Below are 20,157 nucleotides of genomic sequence, written 5' to 3'. Positions count from 1 at the left end.
GTCGATAGGCGTTAGCCTAAATTGGCGTACAATTAGAATGTATGTGCTCTAATGAACCTGTACAGACTGCTCTTTGAAAACTGAAGATAGGAGGTTGTAACAGGAAAGTTCGTCTGTTATATAAAATCTTCAACGTTCTATCGTTCTGTCTAGCCGAAAAGCGAAAACCAAGCAGTACGCTAGACAGCGGAGTCCAACGTACAATCCTTGCAAGTTTTTCACCGTAGGGACTACGGGGAGAGCCTGCTACTACAACTAGACGCTGGTCTGGTGTTCGCAGGAATCCCACACTTCTATAAGTGGGGGTAGTTCAAAGGTACATCTTTTTAGTGATGCGGCTATAAAATTTAATGACTGGCACAATCATAACAGTGATAAGAGCCGCAGTTAAACTATACTTCACAATCCACGCAGGTTCATAAATATTCTCTGACCCTACTGGATTATACAGTATTGTTAAAATAATCCCTTGAAGAAGGTCTGATACTATTAATAGTATGACTATTGCTAGAAAAATTCCTATTATTTTTTTCATTCGATTTCCCCCTACCTATATTTTAATGAGGCTACGAATAGCAAGTGGAAAAGCTTTATAAATCTTATAATGATTTAGCTCAGTTCATTTAGAAAGGACTCTTCCTCAGTTTAACTATGCCTTTGCGCAATTTTATAGTCAATCGCTATACCCCCGCTTTAAATGTATACTTATAGTTAAATTATTTAGCTGGAATTGTAATATCGTCTTGTTCTCCTGGCACTAGCTTTTTTCTATGTTTCTCATTGATTTTTATTATCACGTCTAGCTCTCCATTGTTTTTTCTAATAAATACGTTCTTTGGAATCCTACCGAGCTCGTTAGTTTACTTGTAGCTCTGTTCTATCTAGTAAAAAGGCAGGAACAGTACAACAGTAGCACCTTTCGCAATCATCAATAGAATTACCTTATCCATTTTTCTTCATTTCATCGCTATCTTCTATTATCTTTGACTAAGTCCATATTCCATTCGAATATTTCCTCCATTGTGTAAAGGGGCAGCTTTAAACTCATAGGTTTTCGCAAAAAATCCAACAGAGGTAGAAATATGCCCCTGTTCCCCTGGTTGAAAAATCGCTCCACCCTTTTTATCTATCGTAATTTTAATATCCGTATTTCCTGTATTTTTAATCCAAAAGTTAAGCATTTCGCCATTCCTTTTGGATACTCTATATTTATCTATAAATTGACCACCAGAATATGTACCTCTTGCAATATCTATGCCATGTAGCGTGATAACCTGATGGCTATACTTAGATTGAGCCATAAAGTTTACAGAAACAGGAATGATCAGAACTGTGGCAATGCTTATCGTTAAAATCAATAGCAGTAGCTTGCTTTCCTTTTTCATCTCCATCCCCCTATTTCGAAATTACATTATCATGTATATTATAACAATATTTCCATACATAAATCACCGAATTTTTCTATAAAAAAAGGTAGAGACTATTATCTCTACCTTAACCTGCTTGCTATTTTATTTGCTTCTGCACCTTTACAGGTAATTCATTGAATTGCACTTCATCATAGGAAGTGACCTCTGATCCTTTTTTTACATAGAGCTGTAAATAGGCATCCTGACGTAAGTTTTTTTGCGCTGAAAACTTCAATATTTTTTCTTCTCCCTTGTCATTAAGGGCGGGCAGTTCGTACCAATATGTTGTAAAAATTTCGCCGTTATCTGCCTTGTGCTCCTCTGCTTCTCCATCTGCTGTAATTTGAACGTAGTATGGATCTTTATTTAAACGATTAAAATCTACCGTTATTAGTACAATCAAGCCTGCAATAAATAATATAAATAATGCGCCGATTCCTAAAAATGCTTTTTTCATATTAATTCTCCTGTCTCACAATTTTGTAGAACGCACGTACTGTAAAGATATAGTAAATAAAGTAAATGGCTGAATATGCAACCATCCACAGAATTACGGGCTTTGTAATATTCATATTAAATAATTGTGAAAATGCTAGTAAGGCAAAAACACTATGCATGATGCCCACAATAAGGGGTGCACTAAAGATAACAGCCACCTGTCCTGCCACTGTCTTTAAGATTTGCTTACTATTCACACCAATTTTATTTAGAATTGCATATTTTGCCTGATCTTCCTCAGCTTCCGTTAAAATTTTGAAATAAATAATACTTCCTGTTGCTGCTAGAAACACTAGCCCTAAAAAGCTTCCGACAAACAATAATGCACCGACTGTAGCTAAACTGTCTTCATAGCTTTGGGGAACACTTGAGAAGCCCTGTTGCTGTTCGCTAGACAATTGTTTATAAATAACCTGTGACATGTCCTGCTGCTTTAAATCATTGTTCATGCCGACAACCTGCATTGTCACAGCTTCGGCATCAGTATCAGCAAATTCCTGATCATTTACAACGAGTATCGTTCCTGCTGGTATAAAGTTTAGGACGCTTTCTGTCAGCATTTTATCAACATGGAAGGAATCCCCGTTCTCTAGCTTAAAGTCTTCACCCGTAAAATCATGTGAAAAACGTTCATCAAAGGCTGCATCAAGTAAGACAGTTGAGCCATCTGCAATGTGTAGCTCTCCATCCTTGCCTTGTAGCTGCGCTAAACGATTATAGTCCGTTTCTTTCAGTAATGTATATTCAAAAAATGCGAATTCATTATCGACACGTAAATTTTTCACAGCCAGTGATTCATGATATAAGACATCTTGCTGAGGAAATTCTACGGTATCACCTTTCCACATAAAGGTATTAGGTAGCATCTGACGGACACTTGCTTCTGCATTGTAATACATACCAAAGACACCACCACCAGCAGTAATCGTTGTGGCACTTAAAATTGCAATGATTGACAACGATTTTGCATTGGCTCGGATACGATATAATAATTGAGAGACACCGATTAAATTTAAGCCCTTCCATGACCATGATGTCGCTTTTTTCAAGGCTGTTAACACAAATACGCTAACACTGTGGAATAATAGATAGGTGCCTGCGATTGTTACACCAATTACTAGCAGCGGCGTACCTAAGAACGTGAATAATTTCCAAATACTACTTGTAAACATATCAGAGGCAGCCGTATAATAGCCAAATGCTATCAGTACAGTTCCCAATAATGCAGCGATCAACGATGCACGTGGAATTTGCTCACCCTGTTTTTCCGCATGAAATAAATCAATTAGCTTAAATTGATAAATCACACGGTAACCTTGTAAGGATGTGAATAAAAACAGTAGTGTAAAAATGCCCGTTGTATTAATTAGTGCCTCCATTGAAAATGTCAGACTACCAACCACTTCATAGCCCATTAGATGTACTAGTATCATTAATAGCCCTTGGGACATAAAGAAACCTAGAATGATACCAAACACTAGAGAGACAAGCCCTATGACTAGGTTTTCAAAAAAGAGCATTAAGCCAATTTTTTGCTTACGTACACCTAGTAACGAGTAAAGGGCTACTTCTTTTTTCCGCTTCTTCATAAAAAATGAATTGGAATAGGCCATAAAGATAACAATAAAGAACAGAAGCACTACTGACGATGCACTCATTAATCCCTTAATTTGCTGTGCGGATTGCTTTAAAGCTGCAAGGTCATCATTATATTTCAGTGTGACAAATGTAAAGTAAATAACGATACTAAATACCATCGAGGCAATATATAAAAAGTAATTCGATAAATTGCGCTGAATATTTTTACGCGCTAAACTAAATAACGTCATTTACTCCACCCCCGATGCTGGACAGCACCTGCAAGATCTCTTGGAAAAACTGCTTTCTTGTTAAGGCTCCTCGATGAATTTCCTTCGATAACTGCCCATCCTGAATAAATAGTATGCGCTGACAGAAACTAGCCGCAAAGGCATCATGCGTGACCATCATAATAGTAGCTGCCTGGGATTGATTTAAATCACTTAGGCTTTCTAGTAAATCTGTTGCAGATTTTGAATCAAGCGCACCTGTCGGCTCATCAGCAAAGATTAGTTTTGGCTCAGTCACTAATGCTCGCGACGAGGCGGTACGCTGCTTTTGCCCACCTGAAATTTGATAAGGATATTTGTTTAATAAATCACTAATTCCAAACAATGCAGCAATGCGGTCAACTCTTGCGTTAATAGCCTTTGTTGGCATCTTCGCAATCGCCAGTGGTAAAACAATATTTTCTCGAACTGTTAAAGAATCGAGCAAGTTATAATCCTGGAAGATAAATCCTAAATTATCACGGCGAAAATCGGCTAATTCAGCGTCCTTCATACGTGCTAAGTTAGTATCTTCAATAATAATTTCACCAGTTGTTGGTGTATCAATCGTTGCCAATACATTTAGAAGCGTAGATTTCCCAGCCCCTGAAGGACCCATTACACCAACAAACTCTCCTTTTGCTACTTCAAATGTTATATTCGATAGCGCTGTAAAAGTATTTGCGCCTTTGCCGTAAGTTTTTCCAACGTTTTGTACCTTTAATAATGGCGTCATATACGCTCACCTCTTCTTTCTGACTTTAGTATACGAGTCCAAACTTACAGCAAATTTGTCGCAAGCTTACAACAACCTTAAATCATTTGTTATTGATTAACTTTTCTATTTTATTGACTTAATTTCGCATTTTATTGACCAACTTTTAAGTTTTATTAACAAAAAAAGATCCATACACAACACTGTGCATGAATCCCTCCATCTTTATTATGCTAAAACTTGCTTAATATCATCCTCAATGCTACTTGGCTTATCTGCCGATGCGTAGCGTCCAACAACCTCACCATCACGATTCACAAGAAATTTTGTAAAGTTCCATTTAACACTACTGCCTAAAAATCCTTTAGAGTGGGAAGTGAGATATTCAAAGATGGGATGTGCTTCTTTACCATTTACCTTGACGATCTCATGCATCGGAAATGTTACACCATATGTTAATCGACATTGGGAGGCTGCCTCCTCAGCAGTCGCTAGCTCCTGTTTAAATTGATTGGATGGGAATCCCAGTACAACAAGACCTTCCTCCTGATATTTTTCATAGAGCCCTTCTAATTCTTCAAATTGTGGTGTAAAGCCACATTTGGAAGCTGTATTAACAATTAGCATAGGCTTTCCTTTATAACGTTCGAGGCTATAGACCGTACCATCCTCTAAGGTTACGTTAATATCATAAATGCTCATCGCTCTACCTCCTATTTATAAACGTCCATTTAATCTTGCTAGCTGCTGTAGCGGATCCCAAACACCATTGAATGGTGGTGCATAGGCTAAATCTAAATCTAGTAAATCAGGTAGTGTCATTTTACTATATAAGGCAGTAGCAAACACATCAATACGCTTATCCACCCCTGCTGGACCTACAATTTGTGCCCCTAGTAGTAACTGATCGCGCTTGCGAACGACAACTTTCATATAGATACGCTGTGCCCCTGGATAATACCCAGCTATATGGCGTGCAGATAATTTAAATGCCTCATAGTCAAAGCCAAGCTCTTTAGCATTACGCTCATTAATACCTGTTGTGGCGATCGTTAAGTTGAAAAACTTTAAAATAGAAGTGCCAACAATCCCTCTAAATGGCGCAAATTTGCCAGACATATTAAGCCCTGCTAAGCGACCTTGCTTATTGGCAGTTGTTCCTAAAGGCACATAGTCTAAGCGCTCTTTCACAATATTAAAATGTGTCGCACAGTCTCCTGCTGCATAAATATTTTCAATAGATGTCTCTAAATGACGATTTACGATAATCGCCCCATTTTTAGCAAGCGCTATACCTGTGTCCTTTAAAAATTTTGTGTTTGGGTGAATACCTGAAGCAACAATCACTAAATCTGTGTCAAATACACCATTATCTGTGATTACATGTTTAACTCGTTGATCACCTTCAAAGGCTTCAACACTAGTATTTAATAACAGCTCTACATCGTTCTTTTTTGCTTCCTCATGAACATGCTGGGCAAGTTCTTCATCTAAGATACGCGCTACATGGCCTCCTCGTTGAATGAGTCTTACCCTTTTTCCACAGGCATGAATGGTTTCTGCCATTTCCAATCCAATATAGCCGCCACCTATAATGGTCACCTGTTCAATATCAGATGTTAAATCAGCCAGTAAATCTTCAAGCTGGGGAATTGTTTTCACTGTATGAATGCCCTCTAAATCTATTCCCTTTTTAATAGGTAAGATTGGGTCTGCACCTGTTGCAATGAGAAGCTTATCATAGGGAATTTCAAAGCCTTCTCCTGTTGCCTTAGTGCCTGTAACAACCTGTTTATTGCTATCTACATGCTCTACCTCATAGCCAACTCGGGCATCAATGCCATACTTATCACGAAAGGTTTCGACATCCCTAGCAATCAGGCGTTTGGTTGATGAAATACGTCCATCTACCACATAGGGCAATCCACATTGCCCATATGAATAAATAAAGCCACGTTCTAAAGTCGTTATAACTGCTTCTGGTACATTACGATAGATTTCCATTGCCGCAGACATACCTGCAGCGTCTCCTCCAATGATGACGTATTTCATTTTACAGACCCCCTTATTTTTTCCTTGTTGCGATTAAATCTGCATATTGATCAATATAGAAACGTCGTTGTCCTCCACTGGCAATAACACGTATCACATGAATAACCATAACGATTGTAAGGGCTACTTTTGCTAGCACAGCTAAAAGAGAGAAAGCTATTTGCCAAACATAGAATGGGGAATCCATATCTAATTGCATACTGCCAATCGTTGTAATCGCCTCTGCTACACATGCCGTTGCAATAATAGCTACACAGCGACGCCATGATTGCCATATTACACTTTTGCCATTTTTATTGACCATTGTAAAACGCATAAATCGCATACCTAGTGTCGCGCCATTTGTCACACTTGGAATACCAACAAAGAACAGCATATATAATACACTCTTCACTATTAATTCGAATATACCACTATACCCTGTAAATGCTCCAATAATTAGCCAAATAATATGTGCCAGCAATAAATCAATGATGAATGCCAGCAGAATAGAAATTGGTTTGACAATATCCCTTTTTTCCATTTCAGCAGCTTTTGCCTCTACCTCTTTATGAGAAGGAAACAATGCCCATATGATAGGTGCTAAAAAGAAGCCAAGTAACGCGCCTACACTATTTAATAATAAATCATCAACATCAAAGATACGGTATGCACAATTAAAAATGCCATAAATACCAGTTCCCTGTGTCACTTCATAAAACAATGTTAACAAAAAGCTTAATAAAAATGCACGCTTCCAGTATCTTCTTTCGCGAAGAAAATAGCGTAAATAAACACCAAATGGCATCAATAACAAGAAGTTAAAAAAGACCTGGAAAAATGCCTGCTGTTTCGTCAGTGCAAGCCATGTCGATGGATTTGTAATAACAACCCCACTATCCTTTAAAATATCCTCAATAAATTGAAAAAGCCGTAAATTCATATGGACCGTCTCTGGTGATTGGAGTGAGCAAGTATCTCTTGTGGATGGGAAAGGTAGTAATACTAAGCAGAGAGCCGATAGAAAATAAAAAATAAATGAAAACATAATAATCGTTTTAGATATAGATAAATAGCCATATTTACGATACGTATAAATAAGCCATGGCATAAAAAGAATACATGATAAAATGATCGTCATGAAAAATGCGATTAAAACAGATTGTGTGTAAGTTGACATTTTAGCACCTCTTTATATAAATTGCCCATTTTTATAAATGCTAAAACTCAGTGTAATGCTCCAATACTACATACATATTTCAGCAACCTTACATCATCCTTAATTCCATCAAAAAGAGCGTGTCTTTATATAATCTGTTAGACACGCCCTGCTCTTTATGCTTTCGCTATTTCTTCTTTACAGAAGGCTAGAATTTCTTCTAGTTCATCATCCTCTAATGCTAAATCTAAATATTCACCCTTTGCTTTCTCCATAACAAAGTAATTTAAAATAAATGGCTCGGCATTCTTTTCAGCAATCAGTACACGAACCTCTATGCCTGCCTCATGGTAAAGCTCATCTTCCTCATCAACCTCTACATCCAAAATAAATTCAAAACGCTTACCTTCAATAATATTTGTTGGGTCTAAAATTTCTTCCATTGAAAATTGTGTAATGTCCATTCTTCTAACTCCTTTATCTTTAGCTGTTCTTTTCTATATTAAATCAATTTCAGCATGGGTCAACTAGAAAAGCCATATACACCTTTAAATAATTATGCCACAATAAAATGGCAGTTATTTCATATAATAAGGAGGCTTTTTCTTGAAGGAGCTATTATATTACCAAGATGTGATGCTACGTGAATTTGATGCGAGCATTGTTCGCAAAGGAGTAGATGAGGCTGCTCGTCAATATGTTGTGTTATCAAATACAGCATTCTATCCAACTGGCGGAGGTCAGCCCCACGATACAGGCTCTTTGAATAATGTGCCTGTAATAGATGTTGAAAAAATAGACGATGAAATTCGCCACTATATTCAAGGTGAGCTATCTACTTTAGATGGTGTTGTCCATGGAAAATTGGATTGGTCAAGACGCTTCGACCATATGCAGCAGCATGCAGGGCAGCATATTTTAACAGCTGCATTTGTCGAGCTTTTTGATGCACAGACTGTAAGCTTTCACCTAGGCAGTGCACAGGTTACAATTGACATTGCTGTAGATACACTGACAGAGCAACAGCTTGCAGCAGCAGAAACTAGAGCAAATGCTATTATTTTAGAAAACCGTCCAATTGAAATAACATGGATTACAGAGAATGAGCTTGCTGACTATCAACTTCGAAAGGAAGTAGCCGTATCAGGAGATATTCGCCTTGTGATTATTCCTGATTTTGATTACAACGGCTGTGGAGGAACCCATCCAACTTCTACAGGACAGGTTAGTGCCATTAAAATTCTCGGCAGTGAAAAAATGAAAGGCCATGTACGTGTCTCCTTTGTTTGTGGACAACGAGTGCTAGCTGAGCTGGCTATGCGAAGAAAAGTATTAGCTGATGTTGCGCGCCAATTAAGTGTGCCTGAAATTGAAGCGGCAGCAGCACTTACAAAAATATTAACAGCTCAAAAAAATACAGAAAAAGCACTTACGGCCGCGAAAGAGTCGCTATTAAAGTATGAAGCACAGGCACTTATGGCACAAAACGATACGCTTGTAGCAGTAGCCTTTGATCAACGAACAATGCAGGAGCTACAAAAAATAGCTCGTATCATTGTGACCGAGCAAGCAGATATGACGGCTCTGCTAGTATCTCACACTGAGGGCAAGCTACAATTTGTTGCAGCAAGAGGGAAATATGTGGAAAAAAACATGAAGGATATCGCTGAAAAGGTACTGCTGCTTATTAATGGTAAAGGTGGTGGAAGCGATCAAATGGTACAAGGTGGCGGTGACTGTACAATGACTAAAGAAGAATTATTAGAAGCTATGCAAACTATTTAATTTGATTATCCTAAAGAGAAGCTGTTCATTGAACACTTCTCTTTTTATCTTGGTTTAACAAACGTTTTTTGTACCGAAAGCATTAGCGACAGGTACTATTACACCGAGGCGCAATCGATGACAATGCCTCTCCCTTTCCCCAATTAACTGAAATTAATACTTTTTCCAACAAAAATTGATTATAATTCACATTTTTTGCTGATGATTAAAGATAGAAAGGATTTCAAACATTTTGAGGGGAGGCTTTCTATGAGTACAGATAAAAACAATGTTTCACGCCGAGACTTTTTAAAGACAACTGGTATTGCAGCTGGGACATTAGTCGGTGGTGGATTAATAGGTGGACTAGTAGGCTATAACATCAATGGTAAGGGGACTTCTACGCTGGAGCATGGTGGGCATGGTGCTACAAATGAGGCTACTGCTTCACCAAAGGCTAAGATGTTTTTTAGAAAAGATACAGATTTTAATATTTTGGCGAAAGCGACTGAACGTATTTTCCCAGAAGATGATTTAGGGCCAGGAGCGATAGGCTTGGATGTTCCCTACTTTATCGATCATCAGCTGGCAGGACAATATGGCAGTAATTCTAAAGAATATATGCAAGGTCCCTTTGATGTGGGGGCTCCTACACAAGGCTATCAAAGTCGCTTAACACGAGCAGAAATCTTTAGACAGGGCATTCAGAAATTGGAGGATGAAGCCCAAAATCGTTTTCAAAAAGGCTTTAATGATTTAGAGGGCTCACAAATGGATGAAATTCTCACAGCCTTTCAAAAGGGAGAGGTAGAAATGGTTGGCGTAACATCCGCATTCTTCTTCACCTTGTTACGTGCAGCCACACTAGAGGGAGCCTATTCCGACCCGATGTATGGGGGCAATCGCAATATGGATGGCTGGCGTATGAAGAATTTCCCTGGTCACCAAATGGCTTATATTGCCCAAATTGAGGATCCAAAATTTCAAAAAATTGAGCCTAATTCATTAGGCAATCACTAGGGGGGTTAGAATATGGCTAAAACATTGCCAAGTGTAGATGTGGTAACAGTTGGTGTAGGTTGGACAGGCGGGATTGTCGCTGCTGAATGTACCAAAGCAGGCTTAAAGGTTGTGGGTTTAGAGCGTGGGCAAAAACGTGGTACTGAGGATTACTTAAATGTGCATGATGAATACCGTTATGCCATTCGCTATGATTTAATGCAAAATCTATCCAAGGAAACGGTCAGCTTTCGTAATGATCGCAATATGAAGGCTTTGCCAATGCGCCAGTTAGGCTCATTTTTACTTGGTGAGGGACTAGGAGGCTCAGGAACCCACTGGAATGGGATGACCTACCGTTTTTTGCCCTATGACTTCCAAATCAAAACCTTAACAGATAAACGTTATGGGCCTAATAAGCTTGGACCGGACTACCTCCTTCAGGATTGGGGGTTAACATACGATCAGCTTGAGCCTTATATGGATAAATTTGAGAAAACAGCTGGTATTTCAGGGGATGATAAAAATTCATTTGCTGGAAAACGATCGAATCCATATCCAACACCACCCATGAAAAAAACACCGATGCTTGCACAGTTTGAAACGGCTGCAAAAAACTTAAAGCTAACTCCTTATATGGTGCCATCAGCCAATGTCTCAGAGGTTTACAAAAATCCTGATGGCGAAACAATAAATGCTTGTCAATATTGCGGCTTCTGTGAGCGTTTTGGTTGCGAATATGGGGCAAAATCTTCTGCGGAAATTACGGTTGTGCCAACTGCATTAAAGACGGGTAATTTTGATTTACGTTATAACTCCAATGTTGTTGAAATTTTGAAGCAGGGCAATAAAGTCACTGGTGTTCGATATATCGATACAGTATCAGGTGAGGAATTTATTCAGCCTGCGAATGCTGTTGTTCTGACGAGTTATGTTTTTAATAATGCTAAGCTGTTAATGGTCTCAGATATCGGTGAAAGATATGACCCTACTACTGGCAAGGGCACACTTGGTAGAAATTATTGCTATCAAATTTTACCTGGAGCTGCTGGATTTTTTGATGAACAATACAATACATTTATGGGTGCAGGTTCTTTAGGAATGTGTATAGACGACTATAATGGTGATAATTTTGACCATAGCGATTTAAATTTTATTCATGGAGGAAATATTGCCCTAACACAAACAGGCACACGACCAATCGGCTCAAACCCAACACCTCCAGATACACCAACTTGGGGACCTGAATTTAAAAAGCAGTCCATTTATTACTATACACGCTCATTTGGAGTTGGTGCGCAAGGCGCATGTATGCCACATAAGGAAAACTATCTATCACTGGATTCTGTTTACAAAGATGCTTACGGGCTACCATTGATGCAGCTAACATACAATTTTACAGATCAGGATCGTGCCCTTCATAAATATATTTCTGCACGAGCAGCAGAGATTATGAAGGAAATGGGGGCAAAAACAATTGTGCCAAACGCTGAAATCACGGATTACAATATTGTGCCCTATCAAACAACCCATAATACAGGCGGCACTGTGATGAGCTTAACGCCTGAGGAAGGTGTTGTAAATAACTACCTACAGCATTGGGATGTAGATAATCTTTTTGCGGTGAGTGCTGGGAATTTTCCACATAATAGTGGCTACAATCCAACAGGTACGTTAGGAGCGCTGGCTTATCGCTGTGCAGAGGGCATTATTAAATATAGTCAATCAGGTGGTTCTTTAGTATAAAATTTTATAAGGAGGCAAGGTATATGGGAGGTCTTGGAGCAATTGGTGTACCTGGATTAATCATAATTTTAGTAATTGTTTTAATTGTATTTGGACCGAAGAAATTACCGGAAATTGGTGGTGCGGTTGGCAAAACTTTTGCAGAATTTAAAAAGTCTACGAAAGGGCTTATCGATGATGAGGATGATGATTCACTAAAAAAGACTAACAAAAAATCGGATGATTTGTAGGAGGATTTCCTATGGATCCATATGAAGATGGAAAAAGAAAATATATAAGCCCTCTTGATAAGCCTTTCATATCTGTGGAAGGTTCAACAACCATTACGCAGGAGGTAGAGGAGCCTCTTGCCCCTGTTACCTCTTTATTGGAACATCTTGCAGAGCTACGGAAGCAAATTATAAAAGGGCTAGCCGTTTTTATTGTATTTTTTATTGTGGTCTTTTCAACAATTAATATTTGGTTTCCGTTTATTACACGAGGCCATTCACTTATTATTTTAGGTCCACTTGAGGTTGTGAAATTTTATATGACCATTTCTACCACTTTAGCATTTGGGCTTGCACTGCCATTTCTTGTACATTTTTTATGGAGCTTTGTAAAGCCCGGCTTAAAGGAGGAAGAAAGTCGTTTTTTAGGCTTCTATGCACCGATTATGCTTATGCTTTTTTTGGGAGGAATTCTTTTCGGCTACTTCATCGTCAATCCGCTCAGTTATTCCTTTTTAGTAAGCATTGGAGCAGCCAATTTTGATGTTATGGTATCTGCCAGTGAATATATGCATTTTTTAATAATGACTACTGTGCCGCTCGGCTTATTGTTCGAGCTACCAATTGTTGCCCTATTTTTATCTGCAATTGGTGTACTCACTGCTGAATCCATGAAAAAAATACGGGGTTGGTCTTATATTGCAATGGGCGTAGGCTCTGCCCTTATTACTCCACCTGATTTTATTAGTCAACTACTTGTCTTAATACCAATGATTCTCTTATATGAAATAAGTATCTACCTTGTAAAGCGAACAGAGCGCAAGGAAAAAGTAAGCACTGCGTAAAATCTATGCAGTAGACTACCCTACTTTTATAAGAAAATATAAAACATCTCTAAAATAGGTATGGATATACAGAATTATTTTGGAGGTGTTTTTTTAATACAGATGTAAAATAAATCATCCCTATGGTAGAGGTGGTCTGAGTAGCAAGTAATAACTGTTTCAAGATATATTCATTAAGAATCACTAGTGTCGCATTAAAATGATTCACCTTTATTGAATAAATTAAATTTTCTGTAATTTTATTTATGCACAAAAAAATCCTTTATAATGGTTGGGCGGTAGTAAACCATCCAAATCCAAAATAAAGGACATACGCATGGATAAGTTTACACGAAAAACATCATTTGAACAATGGCTTTCGCCGATTTCCACTACACAATTAGAAGAACTGGTTGAAGCCCATCAATTAAATTACTATACAAAGAAGCTACACATCGCTTCATTTTTGAAATTACTCCTGTTTGCGCAGTTGAATGAAACAGAAAGTCTGCGTGCAGTCAGTGAGACATTGTTTTCAGATGACCTTCAAAAAGCAACAGAATTAGATTCCATCAGCTTTTCGCAATTAGGACGCCGATTAAATCAAGTGCCGACAGAGGTATTCCAACAGATATTTTTAGATTTAGTTATCCAAATTCATGAAAAGTCTCAGTATGAACAACGTCGTAAAAACACGACACCGCTGAAAATCATTGATTCGAGTACGTTACCATTGAATTTAAACAACCATAAATGGGCGGAGTTTCGCAAAACAAAATCAGGAATCAAGCTTCATTTGCGCCTTGTATACTTAGAAAAAGGCTGTTCCTATCCAGACAAAGCGGTTTTAACAAACGCGATTGAACATGATCGTGGTCAACTAGAGGTACTCGTTGATGACAAGGATTGCCTTTACGTTTTTGACCGTGGTTACTTAGATTATGAGCGATTTGACCGCATGACGGACGATGGTTATTTTTTCGTTTCGCGCTTACGAAAAAACGCGGTTATCCGTGTAATCGAGCCGTTTGAGCTGCCAGAAGATTCACTTGTTTCATCCGATGAAATGGTGATCATTGGCACAACACAAAATCGAGCAGAAAATGTCTTTCGTCTTATCAAAGTATTGGATTCAAAAGGAAACGAACTGCAGCTTATCACAAATCGTTTCGACCTAAGTGCGGATGAAATCGCTGAACTGTACAAATCACGCTGGGCAATTGAGCTGTTTTTCAAATGGCTAAAGCAGCACTTGAACATCAAAAAGTTCTACGCACAAAGCGAACAAGGCGTTCATAATCAAGTGTACATCGCGATGATTGTGTATTGTTTACATGTCCTGGCACAACTGAACACAAACAGCTCGAAAACGTACTTGAAAATCAGTCGTTTACTCAAAGCATCCCCGTGGAAATCGGCTCACTTATGGATACGAAAAATCGGTGGGAAAGTGGTCCCCTAAAGGTTTTTCCGCTTCTGTTACTCAGATTAAAGGTTATAGTAAAAAAATGGATGATTACTACCTCTGTCCAAGTGTCTTTGTTTTTCTTCTAAAATGGAAAATAAATAAAACAGAAAATTCAATTAAAATTCACGCGACGCTAGTGATTAAGAATATAATAATCAATTCACTCTAAAATCTTTCTTAATATAGATGATGCTATATTTAGCTCTTCTCGGTACTTAGTTACAGTTCTTCTCGATATTTTCAATCCTTCATTATGTTGAATAATTGTTGCTATTTTTTGATCAGATAGCGGTGTTAGTCTATTTTCCGATTGAATAATCTCTTTCACCAAATTTTTCACTCTACCCTTGGCTAGTGAATTCTCATCATCATTATTTACTTTAACTGAAAATAAATCTTTTAATAAAATGACACCATATTGTGTTTGTACATATTTATTTGATATAGCTCTACTAATAGTTGATTCATGCCTATTTAATTCTTTGGCAACTTGTTTCAATGTCAATGGTTTAACAAACTGAATCCCCTTTTCAAAAGCTTCACGCTGATAGCTTAATAAATACTCAATAATCGCTATCATCGTCTTTTTGCGTTGTTGGAGTGCATTTAATAATAAATAGGCATCTTGCTTCCAAAGCTTATACTGGTTCTTCTCGTCTCTTGAAATTAAATGATTTGTATATTCATGTATTTTAATATTCGGCATAAATCTTTCATGGAAGGAATATGACATAGGACTATTGCGATTAAACTCCACAAAAATATCAGGAATAATAGCAGAGCTTTTAGTCGTCGTGCTCACAAAAGGTCTAGGATTCAATTCTTTTAAATCTTTCATTAACTCTTTTATTTGATCGTCAGAAAACCCTAGTTTCTTTTTTAAAGAATTCGTTTTTCCTTCAACAAGGCTTTCAATATTTTCGATCACTAACAGCAAAGCCTCTTTATCTGGGAACCTATTTTGTGCTTGTAATGCTAAGGAATGCTTGAAATTCAAACAGCCTACACCAATTAGCTCCATTTCCTTAAAAAAATCAAGCACTTTGTTATATTCAACGTCGGACATTATTTGCAGGGCATTTGGTAAGTAACCATTGTCATTTATATTATTGATTGCCTTTTCTAACAGCTTTTTGTCATATTCATCCTTGACCAATAATCTTACATATTGAATCAGCTCTTCTTGCATACTTATTTCGTCTCGTAAATTATTGAGATCATACTCTTTTTCAGCACTTTCACGACGAAAATGATGTTTATTTGTATAATTTACCTCTATTAATGGGTTTGAAAGTTCCATTTCAGTTAAATATTTCTCTAACTCCTCTGAAGTCATTTTCATCATATTTACTGATTGGATAATTTTCGGAGCCAACTTTAGATTCATATGAAGTTGAGATTCTTGTAGTAAAATCATAAAAAACCTCCTCGAATTGATGTAAACATCACCAAATCCATTAGTTTGAGAAAAGCTTGTTTACAAGAATTTATCGACACTCTTGTAAACAAGCTATAAAAATTAAAATGTTTGTATTGTTGCTAATAAATCTTTTTCTGCATCCAGCTTACCTGTTAATCTAATATTAGCTGAGCGTAAATGACCAATTAAGCCTTCACGATAAGATTGTCGGACACAATGTGGCGCTAACACTTCGATTCCCTGTTGTTCAATTCTTTGATACGTTACTACCTTTAAGAAAGTACCAGCCCATACGCCGCCTGTATATTTTGCCGCTTCATTTGTAGGTAAAATATGGTTAGTCCCACATACCTTATCAGCATAAACAACAGAAGCATTTTCTCCTAAAAATAACGAGCCATAATTTTTTAATTGATCTAAATATAATGGAGCATCTTTTACATGAACATGTAAATGCTCTGATGCCAAATCATTCGTCACCTTGATGGCTTCGTCTAAAGTGGACGTAACAATCACCTGACCTCTATTTTGCCATGAAACTCTTGCTACATCTGCCGTTGGTAAGCTGTTTAATTGTACTTCGATTTCTTGTAGGACAGCATTGGCAAGCTCCTCACTATCCGTTACAAGAATACCTTGTGCATGAACATCATGCTCCGATTGTGCTAACAAATCTGATGCGACAAATGCTGGTTTGGCACTTTCATCTGCTAACACAAGCACTTCACTAGGACCTGCTAATAAATCAATTCCCACTTTGCCATGTACTTGTTTTTTTGCCTCTGTGACAAATCTATTTCCCGGTCCTGTAATTTTATTAACAGGACGAATGCTTTCTGTGCCGTAAGCTAATGCCGCTATTGCTTGTGCCCCTCCGACTCTATAAATATCATCTGCACCTGATAAGCTAGCAGCCACTAATACAGCAGAATGTACTTCGCCTGTTTTTGTTGGCGGTGTACATACTTGTATACGCTCAACTCCTGCTACTTTTGCTGGAATAATCGCCATTTGAGCAGAGGATAATAAAGGATAACGTCCTCCTGGCACATATGCTCCGACTGATTCAATTGGAATTACTTTTTGCCCTAAAAATACCCCAGGAATCATTTCATTTTCAAATTCTGAAATGGAGTTGCGCTGTAATTGAGCAAAACTTCTAATTCTTTCAATCGAAAAGTTAATATCCTCTAATAATGTAGCTGGTAGTTGTTTTTTTGCCTTCATAATATCATCTTCAGAGACTCTAATAGAATCTAAACGAATGCCATCAAATTTCTCTGAGTATTCTCTAAGTGCAGCATCACCTGATTCGATGACGTTATCAATAATTGTCTTAACCGTATCTTGAACAGTTTGTACTTCCTTTTTCTCATTAGCGCTAGCCTGTTTTATATATTTAATCATACTGACCTCCAAATAGTTTATTTAATATGATTCTTGCAATAAAAATTGATTCGCTCTTTCTGTTGTAGGATTATTAAAGAAAATTTCTGGTGGTGCTTCCTCAATCACTATACCGTTATCCATAAACACAATACGATCAGCTACATCCTTCGCAAATTTCATCTCATGAGTAACCATCACCATTGTCATACCTTCTTCAGCTAGGTTTTTGATAACCCTAAGTACCTCACCAACTAATTCAGGATCTAATGCTGATGTTGATTCATCGAATAGCATCACCTTTGGATTCATAGCCAATGCCCTAGCAATCGCTACACGTTGCTGCTGACCACCCGATAATTGACTTGGGAAATTCTTTGCTTTCTCTAACATTCCCACTTTCTTTAGATTAGCCTCAGCAATACTTCTTGCCTCTGGTTTACTCAACCCTTTAATTGTCACCAATGCTGCCATCACGTTATCTACTGCATTTAAATGATGAAATAAATTAAATCTTTGAAAAACCATCCCAACCTCTGTTCTTAGCTGAGCAATATGCTTCTCTTTATTTTTTTTATCTCCGTTTTCAAATGAATGACCATTTATCTTGATCTCCCCTTTTGTTGGTGTTTCAAGATAATTGATACATCGAAGTAATGTAGATTTGCCTGAGCCAGAAGGACCTAGAATAACAACCTTTTCTCCTTCCTTAACAATCAAGTCAATTCCTTTTAAAACTTGGACATTATTAAATTGTTTGAAAAGTCCTTTAATTTCAATCATATTATTAGACATATACAGCCATTCTCCTTTCAAGCACTCTTACTAAATAGCCTAAAGGAATACTTGCAACTAAATAGACCAATGCCGCAATAGTATAGGCTTCAATTGTTAAAAATGTTTGTGCTGCATATGATTGTGTCGTTAAAATAATTTCTCCTAACGTAATAAACGCACAAAGTGAAGTATCCTTTAGCAACATAACAAAATAATTTCCTAGTGAAGGTAGTGAAATCCTGATTGACTGCGGAAAGATAATATGTCTCATTGCTTTAACTCTTGTATAGCCTAAAGCAAGAGCAGCCTCATTTTGTCCTTTATCAACGGCTAAAATGGAAGACCTGAAAACTTCAGACATATAGCTTCCATAATTCAGCCCCAAGCCTAATACCCCTGCTTCAAATGCACCAAAATTCATATGAAAATCGGGTACCACAAATCCTATTAGAAAATTCAATATTTCTGGTACTACATAATACATATAAAGTAATTGTACTAATAACGGTGTACCTCGAATAATTTCTACAAAGACAATTAGTATTCTATTAATTGTTTTGTTTCCAAATATACGCCCTATCGCTATTACAATTCCTATAATTAATGCTAAAGCAAATGCTAAAACTGCCAATAATGTAACTATTTTCAATGCACTAAACAACGAGGGTGCTAATTCCCCAAAAGCCTGTCCAAAATGCAATGTCATATTCCTATCACTTCCTTCAGCCGGTTTGTTTTATTAGTTACTCTCAATGAGTAAATGCCAAAACAATTATCTCCATCCCCTTTAAATCAAAGAGCTTTCTGCAAGCTTAGCTTCAGCCCCTTCTAGCTACATGTGGTGGCTGAAGCTGAAGCTTTTCCCGCTGGAAAGTAAAAGTGCAACGACAGAAGCACCCTGACATCACCATTACAAACTCTTATTTATTATATGGAAATAATAGTAATCATTTTTACTCATTTGAAGTTAGTTCGCCATATTATCAGCACTCAGACCATACTTCTCAAGTACTTCTAAAATAAAGCCTTCATCTTTTAACTTTTGTAACTCTGCATTTACTGCATCATATAAATCCTGATCCTCGAAACGCACTGCTGCACCTATACTTCCATCAAAATGCGGCTTATAGGGTGAGGCTAATTTTATCTTTAAAGAAGGGTCATTTTTAATTGCATATGCCGCAGTTGCACTATCTGTTACGGCTGCATCGATCTTCTTTGTATTGACAGCTAATAATAATTCAGCTTGTGACCCAAATACAGTTAAATCTTTAATCTTTCCATCTTTCTTCAACTCTTCTAAAAACGGCTGGAAGGTTGTTCCTTTTTGAGCACCTACAACCTTATCAGACAATTGCTCCAGTGAATTTAGTTCAGAATCCTTTAAGACAATCAGCCCTTCACCTTGGATATACCAAATATCCGTGAAGTTAGCTATTTTCTTTCGTTCCTCCGTTATATACATCGCATCAGCGACAATATCACCTTCACCTTTGTTTAACTCAATTAACATATTTTCAAACTTGACCTGCTTCATTTCCACTTTTTCAATTCCTAATCGCTTGGCAATTTCTTTGATAATTTCAGCATCAATACCAACGAATTCCTTTGTATCCTTATCAATATAGGCAAACGGAACATCATTGGAAGAAATGACAGTTAGCACACCCTTCTCCTTAATCCTCTCGACAGCGCTTTTATTCGATTGATCGGAGCCAGCTGCCTTATCCTTACCTTCATCACCACATGCAACCAAAATCAACATCGAAAAAATTAATAAACCAACTAAATATTTTTTCATTTTATCCCCCCTAGTAAGTTAGTATTGCAAAATTCATGCCAAGCTTTTAAAGTTTTCATCTCCTCCCACTTTATTGTTCATTATTATTCATACAAAATTCATGC

At 37.4% G+C, this 20,157-nt stretch carries 20 protein-coding genes; 6 read left to right on the top strand and 14 right to left on the bottom strand.

Translation table 11 applies throughout. The annotated features are described in order from the left end of the window. Window positions 1–310 precede the first annotated feature (310 nt). From MHB44_RS01285 to MHB44_RS01245, 9 genes are all read right to left on the bottom strand, one after another. Window positions 311–535: a hypothetical protein gene (locus tag MHB44_RS01285; RefSeq protein WP_341301268.1), complete on the bottom strand. Its 225-nt coding sequence runs from the start codon at window positions 533–535 to the stop codon at window positions 311–313. A gap of 442 nt (window positions 536–977) precedes the next feature. Then, the gene (locus tag MHB44_RS01280) at window positions 978–1,385 is read right to left on the bottom strand and encodes a hypothetical protein (RefSeq protein ID WP_341301267.1); all 408 of its coding nucleotides are present in this window, start codon (window positions 1,383–1,385) and stop codon (window positions 978–980) included. A gap of 121 nt (window positions 1,386–1,506) precedes the next feature. Continuing rightward, on the bottom strand, window positions 1,507–1,866 hold the full coding sequence (locus MHB44_RS01275; protein WP_341301266.1) for a YxeA family protein: 360 nt from the start codon (window positions 1,864–1,866) through the stop codon (window positions 1,507–1,509). 1 nt (window position 1,867) lies between these two features. Continuing rightward, window positions 1,868–3,736, bottom strand: coding sequence for an ABC transporter permease (locus tag MHB44_RS01270; RefSeq protein ID WP_341301265.1), 1,869 nt, complete (start codon window positions 3,734–3,736; stop codon window positions 1,868–1,870). Continuing rightward, complete coding sequence (locus MHB44_RS01265; RefSeq protein WP_341301264.1) at window positions 3,723–4,490, bottom strand: ABC transporter ATP-binding protein; 768 nt, start codon at window positions 4,488–4,490, stop codon at window positions 3,723–3,725. Before MHB44_RS01265 ends, MHB44_RS01270 begins: the two co-directional genes overlap by 14 nt. A 207-nt stretch (window positions 4,491–4,697) precedes the next feature. Then, window positions 4,698–5,171: a glutathione peroxidase gene (locus MHB44_RS01260; protein ID WP_341301263.1), complete on the bottom strand. Its 474-nt coding sequence runs from the start codon at window positions 5,169–5,171 to the stop codon at window positions 4,698–4,700. Between the two features lie 15 nt (window positions 5,172–5,186). Beyond that, window positions 5,187–6,521 carry an FAD-dependent oxidoreductase gene (locus tag MHB44_RS01255; protein WP_341301262.1) on the bottom strand — a complete coding sequence of 445 codons (1,335 nt, stop codon included), beginning with the start codon at window positions 6,519–6,521 and terminating at the stop codon, window positions 5,187–5,189. Between the two features lie 13 nt (window positions 6,522–6,534). Next, window positions 6,535–7,680: a VanZ family protein gene (locus MHB44_RS01250; protein ID WP_341301261.1), complete on the bottom strand. Its 1,146-nt coding sequence runs from the start codon at window positions 7,678–7,680 to the stop codon at window positions 6,535–6,537. A 155-nt stretch (window positions 7,681–7,835) separates the two neighbouring features. Continuing rightward, window positions 7,836–8,123, bottom strand: coding sequence for a DUF6509 family protein (locus tag MHB44_RS01245; protein ID WP_341301260.1), 288 nt, complete (start codon window positions 8,121–8,123; stop codon window positions 7,836–7,838). A 142-nt stretch (window positions 8,124–8,265) separates the two neighbouring features. Between MHB44_RS01245 and MHB44_RS01240 the strand changes: the two genes are divergently transcribed. The 6 genes from MHB44_RS01240 to MHB44_RS01215 all read left to right on the top strand — a co-directional run bounded on the left by MHB44_RS01240 (window position 8,266) and on the right by MHB44_RS01215 (window position 14,663). Then, window positions 8,266–9,444 (top strand): DHHA1 domain-containing protein, encoded by a 1,179-nt coding sequence (locus tag MHB44_RS01240; protein WP_341301259.1) that lies wholly within the window; start codon window positions 8,266–8,268, stop codon window positions 9,442–9,444. A gap of 249 nt (window positions 9,445–9,693) precedes the next feature. Next, a complete protein-coding gene (locus tag MHB44_RS01235; RefSeq protein WP_341301258.1) occupies window positions 9,694–10,443 on the top strand; it encodes a gluconate 2-dehydrogenase subunit 3 family protein in 750 nt (249 codons plus the stop codon). Between the two features lie 12 nt (window positions 10,444–10,455). Next, a complete protein-coding gene (locus MHB44_RS01230) occupies window positions 10,456–12,168 on the top strand; it encodes a GMC family oxidoreductase (protein ID WP_341301257.1) in 1,713 nt (570 codons plus the stop codon). A 23-nt stretch (window positions 12,169–12,191) separates the two neighbouring features. After that, window positions 12,192–12,398: a twin-arginine translocase TatA/TatE family subunit gene (gene tatA, locus MHB44_RS01225; protein ID WP_341301256.1), complete on the top strand. Its 207-nt coding sequence runs from the start codon at window positions 12,192–12,194 to the stop codon at window positions 12,396–12,398. Window positions 12,399–12,409: 11 nt separating this feature from the next. Next, the gene (tatC, locus tag MHB44_RS01220) at window positions 12,410–13,222 is read left to right on the top strand and encodes a twin-arginine translocase subunit TatC (protein ID WP_341301255.1); all 813 of its coding nucleotides are present in this window, start codon (window positions 12,410–12,412) and stop codon (window positions 13,220–13,222) included. A gap of 316 nt (window positions 13,223–13,538) precedes the next feature. Further along, on the top strand, window positions 13,539–14,663 hold the full coding sequence (locus MHB44_RS01215) for an IS4 family transposase (protein ID WP_053994495.1): 1,125 nt from the start codon (window positions 13,539–13,541) through the stop codon (window positions 14,661–14,663). Between the two features lie 166 nt (window positions 14,664–14,829). Here MHB44_RS01215 and rpoN read toward each other — a convergent pair whose 3' ends face one another. The 5 genes from rpoN to MHB44_RS01190 form a co-directional block, all read right to left on the bottom strand. Then, entirely contained in the window at window positions 14,830–16,086 is a 1,257-nt protein-coding gene (rpoN, locus tag MHB44_RS01210) for an RNA polymerase factor sigma-54 (protein ID WP_341301254.1), read from the bottom strand. 102 nt (window positions 16,087–16,188) lie between these two features. Next, window positions 16,189–17,496: a histidinol dehydrogenase gene (gene hisD / locus MHB44_RS01205; protein ID WP_341301253.1), complete on the bottom strand. Its 1,308-nt coding sequence runs from the start codon at window positions 17,494–17,496 to the stop codon at window positions 16,189–16,191. Window positions 17,497–17,517: 21 nt separating this feature from the next. After that, window positions 17,518–18,258, bottom strand: coding sequence for an amino acid ABC transporter ATP-binding protein (locus MHB44_RS01200; protein ID WP_341302901.1), 741 nt, complete (start codon window positions 18,256–18,258; stop codon window positions 17,518–17,520). A 4-nt stretch (window positions 18,259–18,262) separates the two neighbouring features. Next, on the bottom strand, window positions 18,263–18,958 hold the full coding sequence (locus MHB44_RS01195; RefSeq protein ID WP_341301252.1) for an amino acid ABC transporter permease: 696 nt from the start codon (window positions 18,956–18,958) through the stop codon (window positions 18,263–18,265). Window positions 18,959–19,219: 261 nt separating this feature from the next. Continuing rightward, window positions 19,220–20,053 (bottom strand): ABC transporter substrate-binding protein, encoded by an 834-nt coding sequence (locus MHB44_RS01190; protein WP_341301251.1) that lies wholly within the window; start codon window positions 20,051–20,053, stop codon window positions 19,220–19,222. Window positions 20,054–20,157 lie beyond the last annotated feature (104 nt).

Source organism: Lysinibacillus sp. FSL H8-0500 (genome assembly GCF_038051955.1).
Taxonomy (GTDB): Bacteria; Bacillota; Bacilli; order Bacillales_A; family Planococcaceae; genus Lysinibacillus; species Lysinibacillus macroides.
Note: the sequence above shows the minus strand (reverse complement) of the source record. Positions and strands in the feature narration are given on the sequence as shown.

Excerpts from the sequence above, each read along its gene's own strand:
- MHB44_RS01285 (WP_341301268.1), bottom strand. The coding sequence starts at position 535 with ATGAAAAAAATAATAGGAATTTTTCTAGCAATAGTCATACTATTAATA.
- MHB44_RS01280 (WP_341301267.1), bottom strand. The coding sequence starts at position 1,385 with ATGAAAAAGGAAAGCAAGCTACTGCTATTGATTTTAACGATAAGCATT.
- MHB44_RS01275 (WP_341301266.1), bottom strand. The coding sequence starts at position 1,866 with ATGAAAAAAGCATTTTTAGGAATCGGCGCATTATTTATATTATTTATT.
- MHB44_RS01270 (WP_341301265.1), bottom strand. The coding sequence starts at position 3,736 with ATGACGTTATTTAGTTTAGCGCGTAAAAATATTCAGCGCAATTTATCG.
- MHB44_RS01265 (WP_341301264.1), bottom strand. The coding sequence starts at position 4,490 with ATGACGCCATTATTAAAGGTACAAAACGTTGGAAAAACTTACGGCAAA.
- MHB44_RS01260 (WP_341301263.1), bottom strand. The coding sequence starts at position 5,171 with ATGAGCATTTATGATATTAACGTAACCTTAGAGGATGGTACGGTCTAT.
- MHB44_RS01255 (WP_341301262.1), bottom strand. The coding sequence starts at position 6,521 with ATGAAATACGTCATCATTGGAGGAGACGCTGCAGGTATGTCTGCGGCA.
- MHB44_RS01250 (WP_341301261.1), bottom strand. The coding sequence starts at position 7,680 with ATGTCAACTTACACACAATCTGTTTTAATCGCATTTTTCATGACGATC.
- MHB44_RS01245 (WP_341301260.1), bottom strand. The coding sequence starts at position 8,123 with ATGGACATTACACAATTTTCAATGGAAGAAATTTTAGACCCAACAAAT.
- MHB44_RS01235 (WP_341301258.1), top strand. The coding sequence starts at position 9,694 with ATGAGTACAGATAAAAACAATGTTTCACGCCGAGACTTTTTAAAGACA.
- MHB44_RS01230 (WP_341301257.1), top strand. The coding sequence starts at position 10,456 with ATGGCTAAAACATTGCCAAGTGTAGATGTGGTAACAGTTGGTGTAGGT.
- tatA (WP_341301256.1), top strand. The coding sequence starts at position 12,192 with ATGGGAGGTCTTGGAGCAATTGGTGTACCTGGATTAATCATAATTTTA.
- tatC (WP_341301255.1), top strand. The coding sequence starts at position 12,410 with ATGGATCCATATGAAGATGGAAAAAGAAAATATATAAGCCCTCTTGAT.
- MHB44_RS01215 (WP_053994495.1), top strand. The coding sequence starts at position 13,539 with ATGGATAAGTTTACACGAAAAACATCATTTGAACAATGGCTTTCGCCG.
- rpoN (WP_341301254.1), bottom strand. The coding sequence starts at position 16,086 with ATGATTTTACTACAAGAATCTCAACTTCATATGAATCTAAAGTTGGCT.
- hisD (WP_341301253.1), bottom strand. The coding sequence starts at position 17,496 with ATGATTAAATATATAAAACAGGCTAGCGCTAATGAGAAAAAGGAAGTA.
- MHB44_RS01200 (WP_341302901.1), bottom strand. The coding sequence starts at position 18,258 with ATGATTGAAATTAAAGGACTTTTCAAACAATTTAATAATGTCCAAGTT.
- MHB44_RS01195 (WP_341301252.1), bottom strand. The coding sequence starts at position 18,958 with ATGACATTGCATTTTGGACAGGCTTTTGGGGAATTAGCACCCTCGTTG.
- MHB44_RS01190 (WP_341301251.1), bottom strand. The coding sequence starts at position 20,053 with ATGAAAAAATATTTAGTTGGTTTATTAATTTTTTCGATGTTGATTTTG.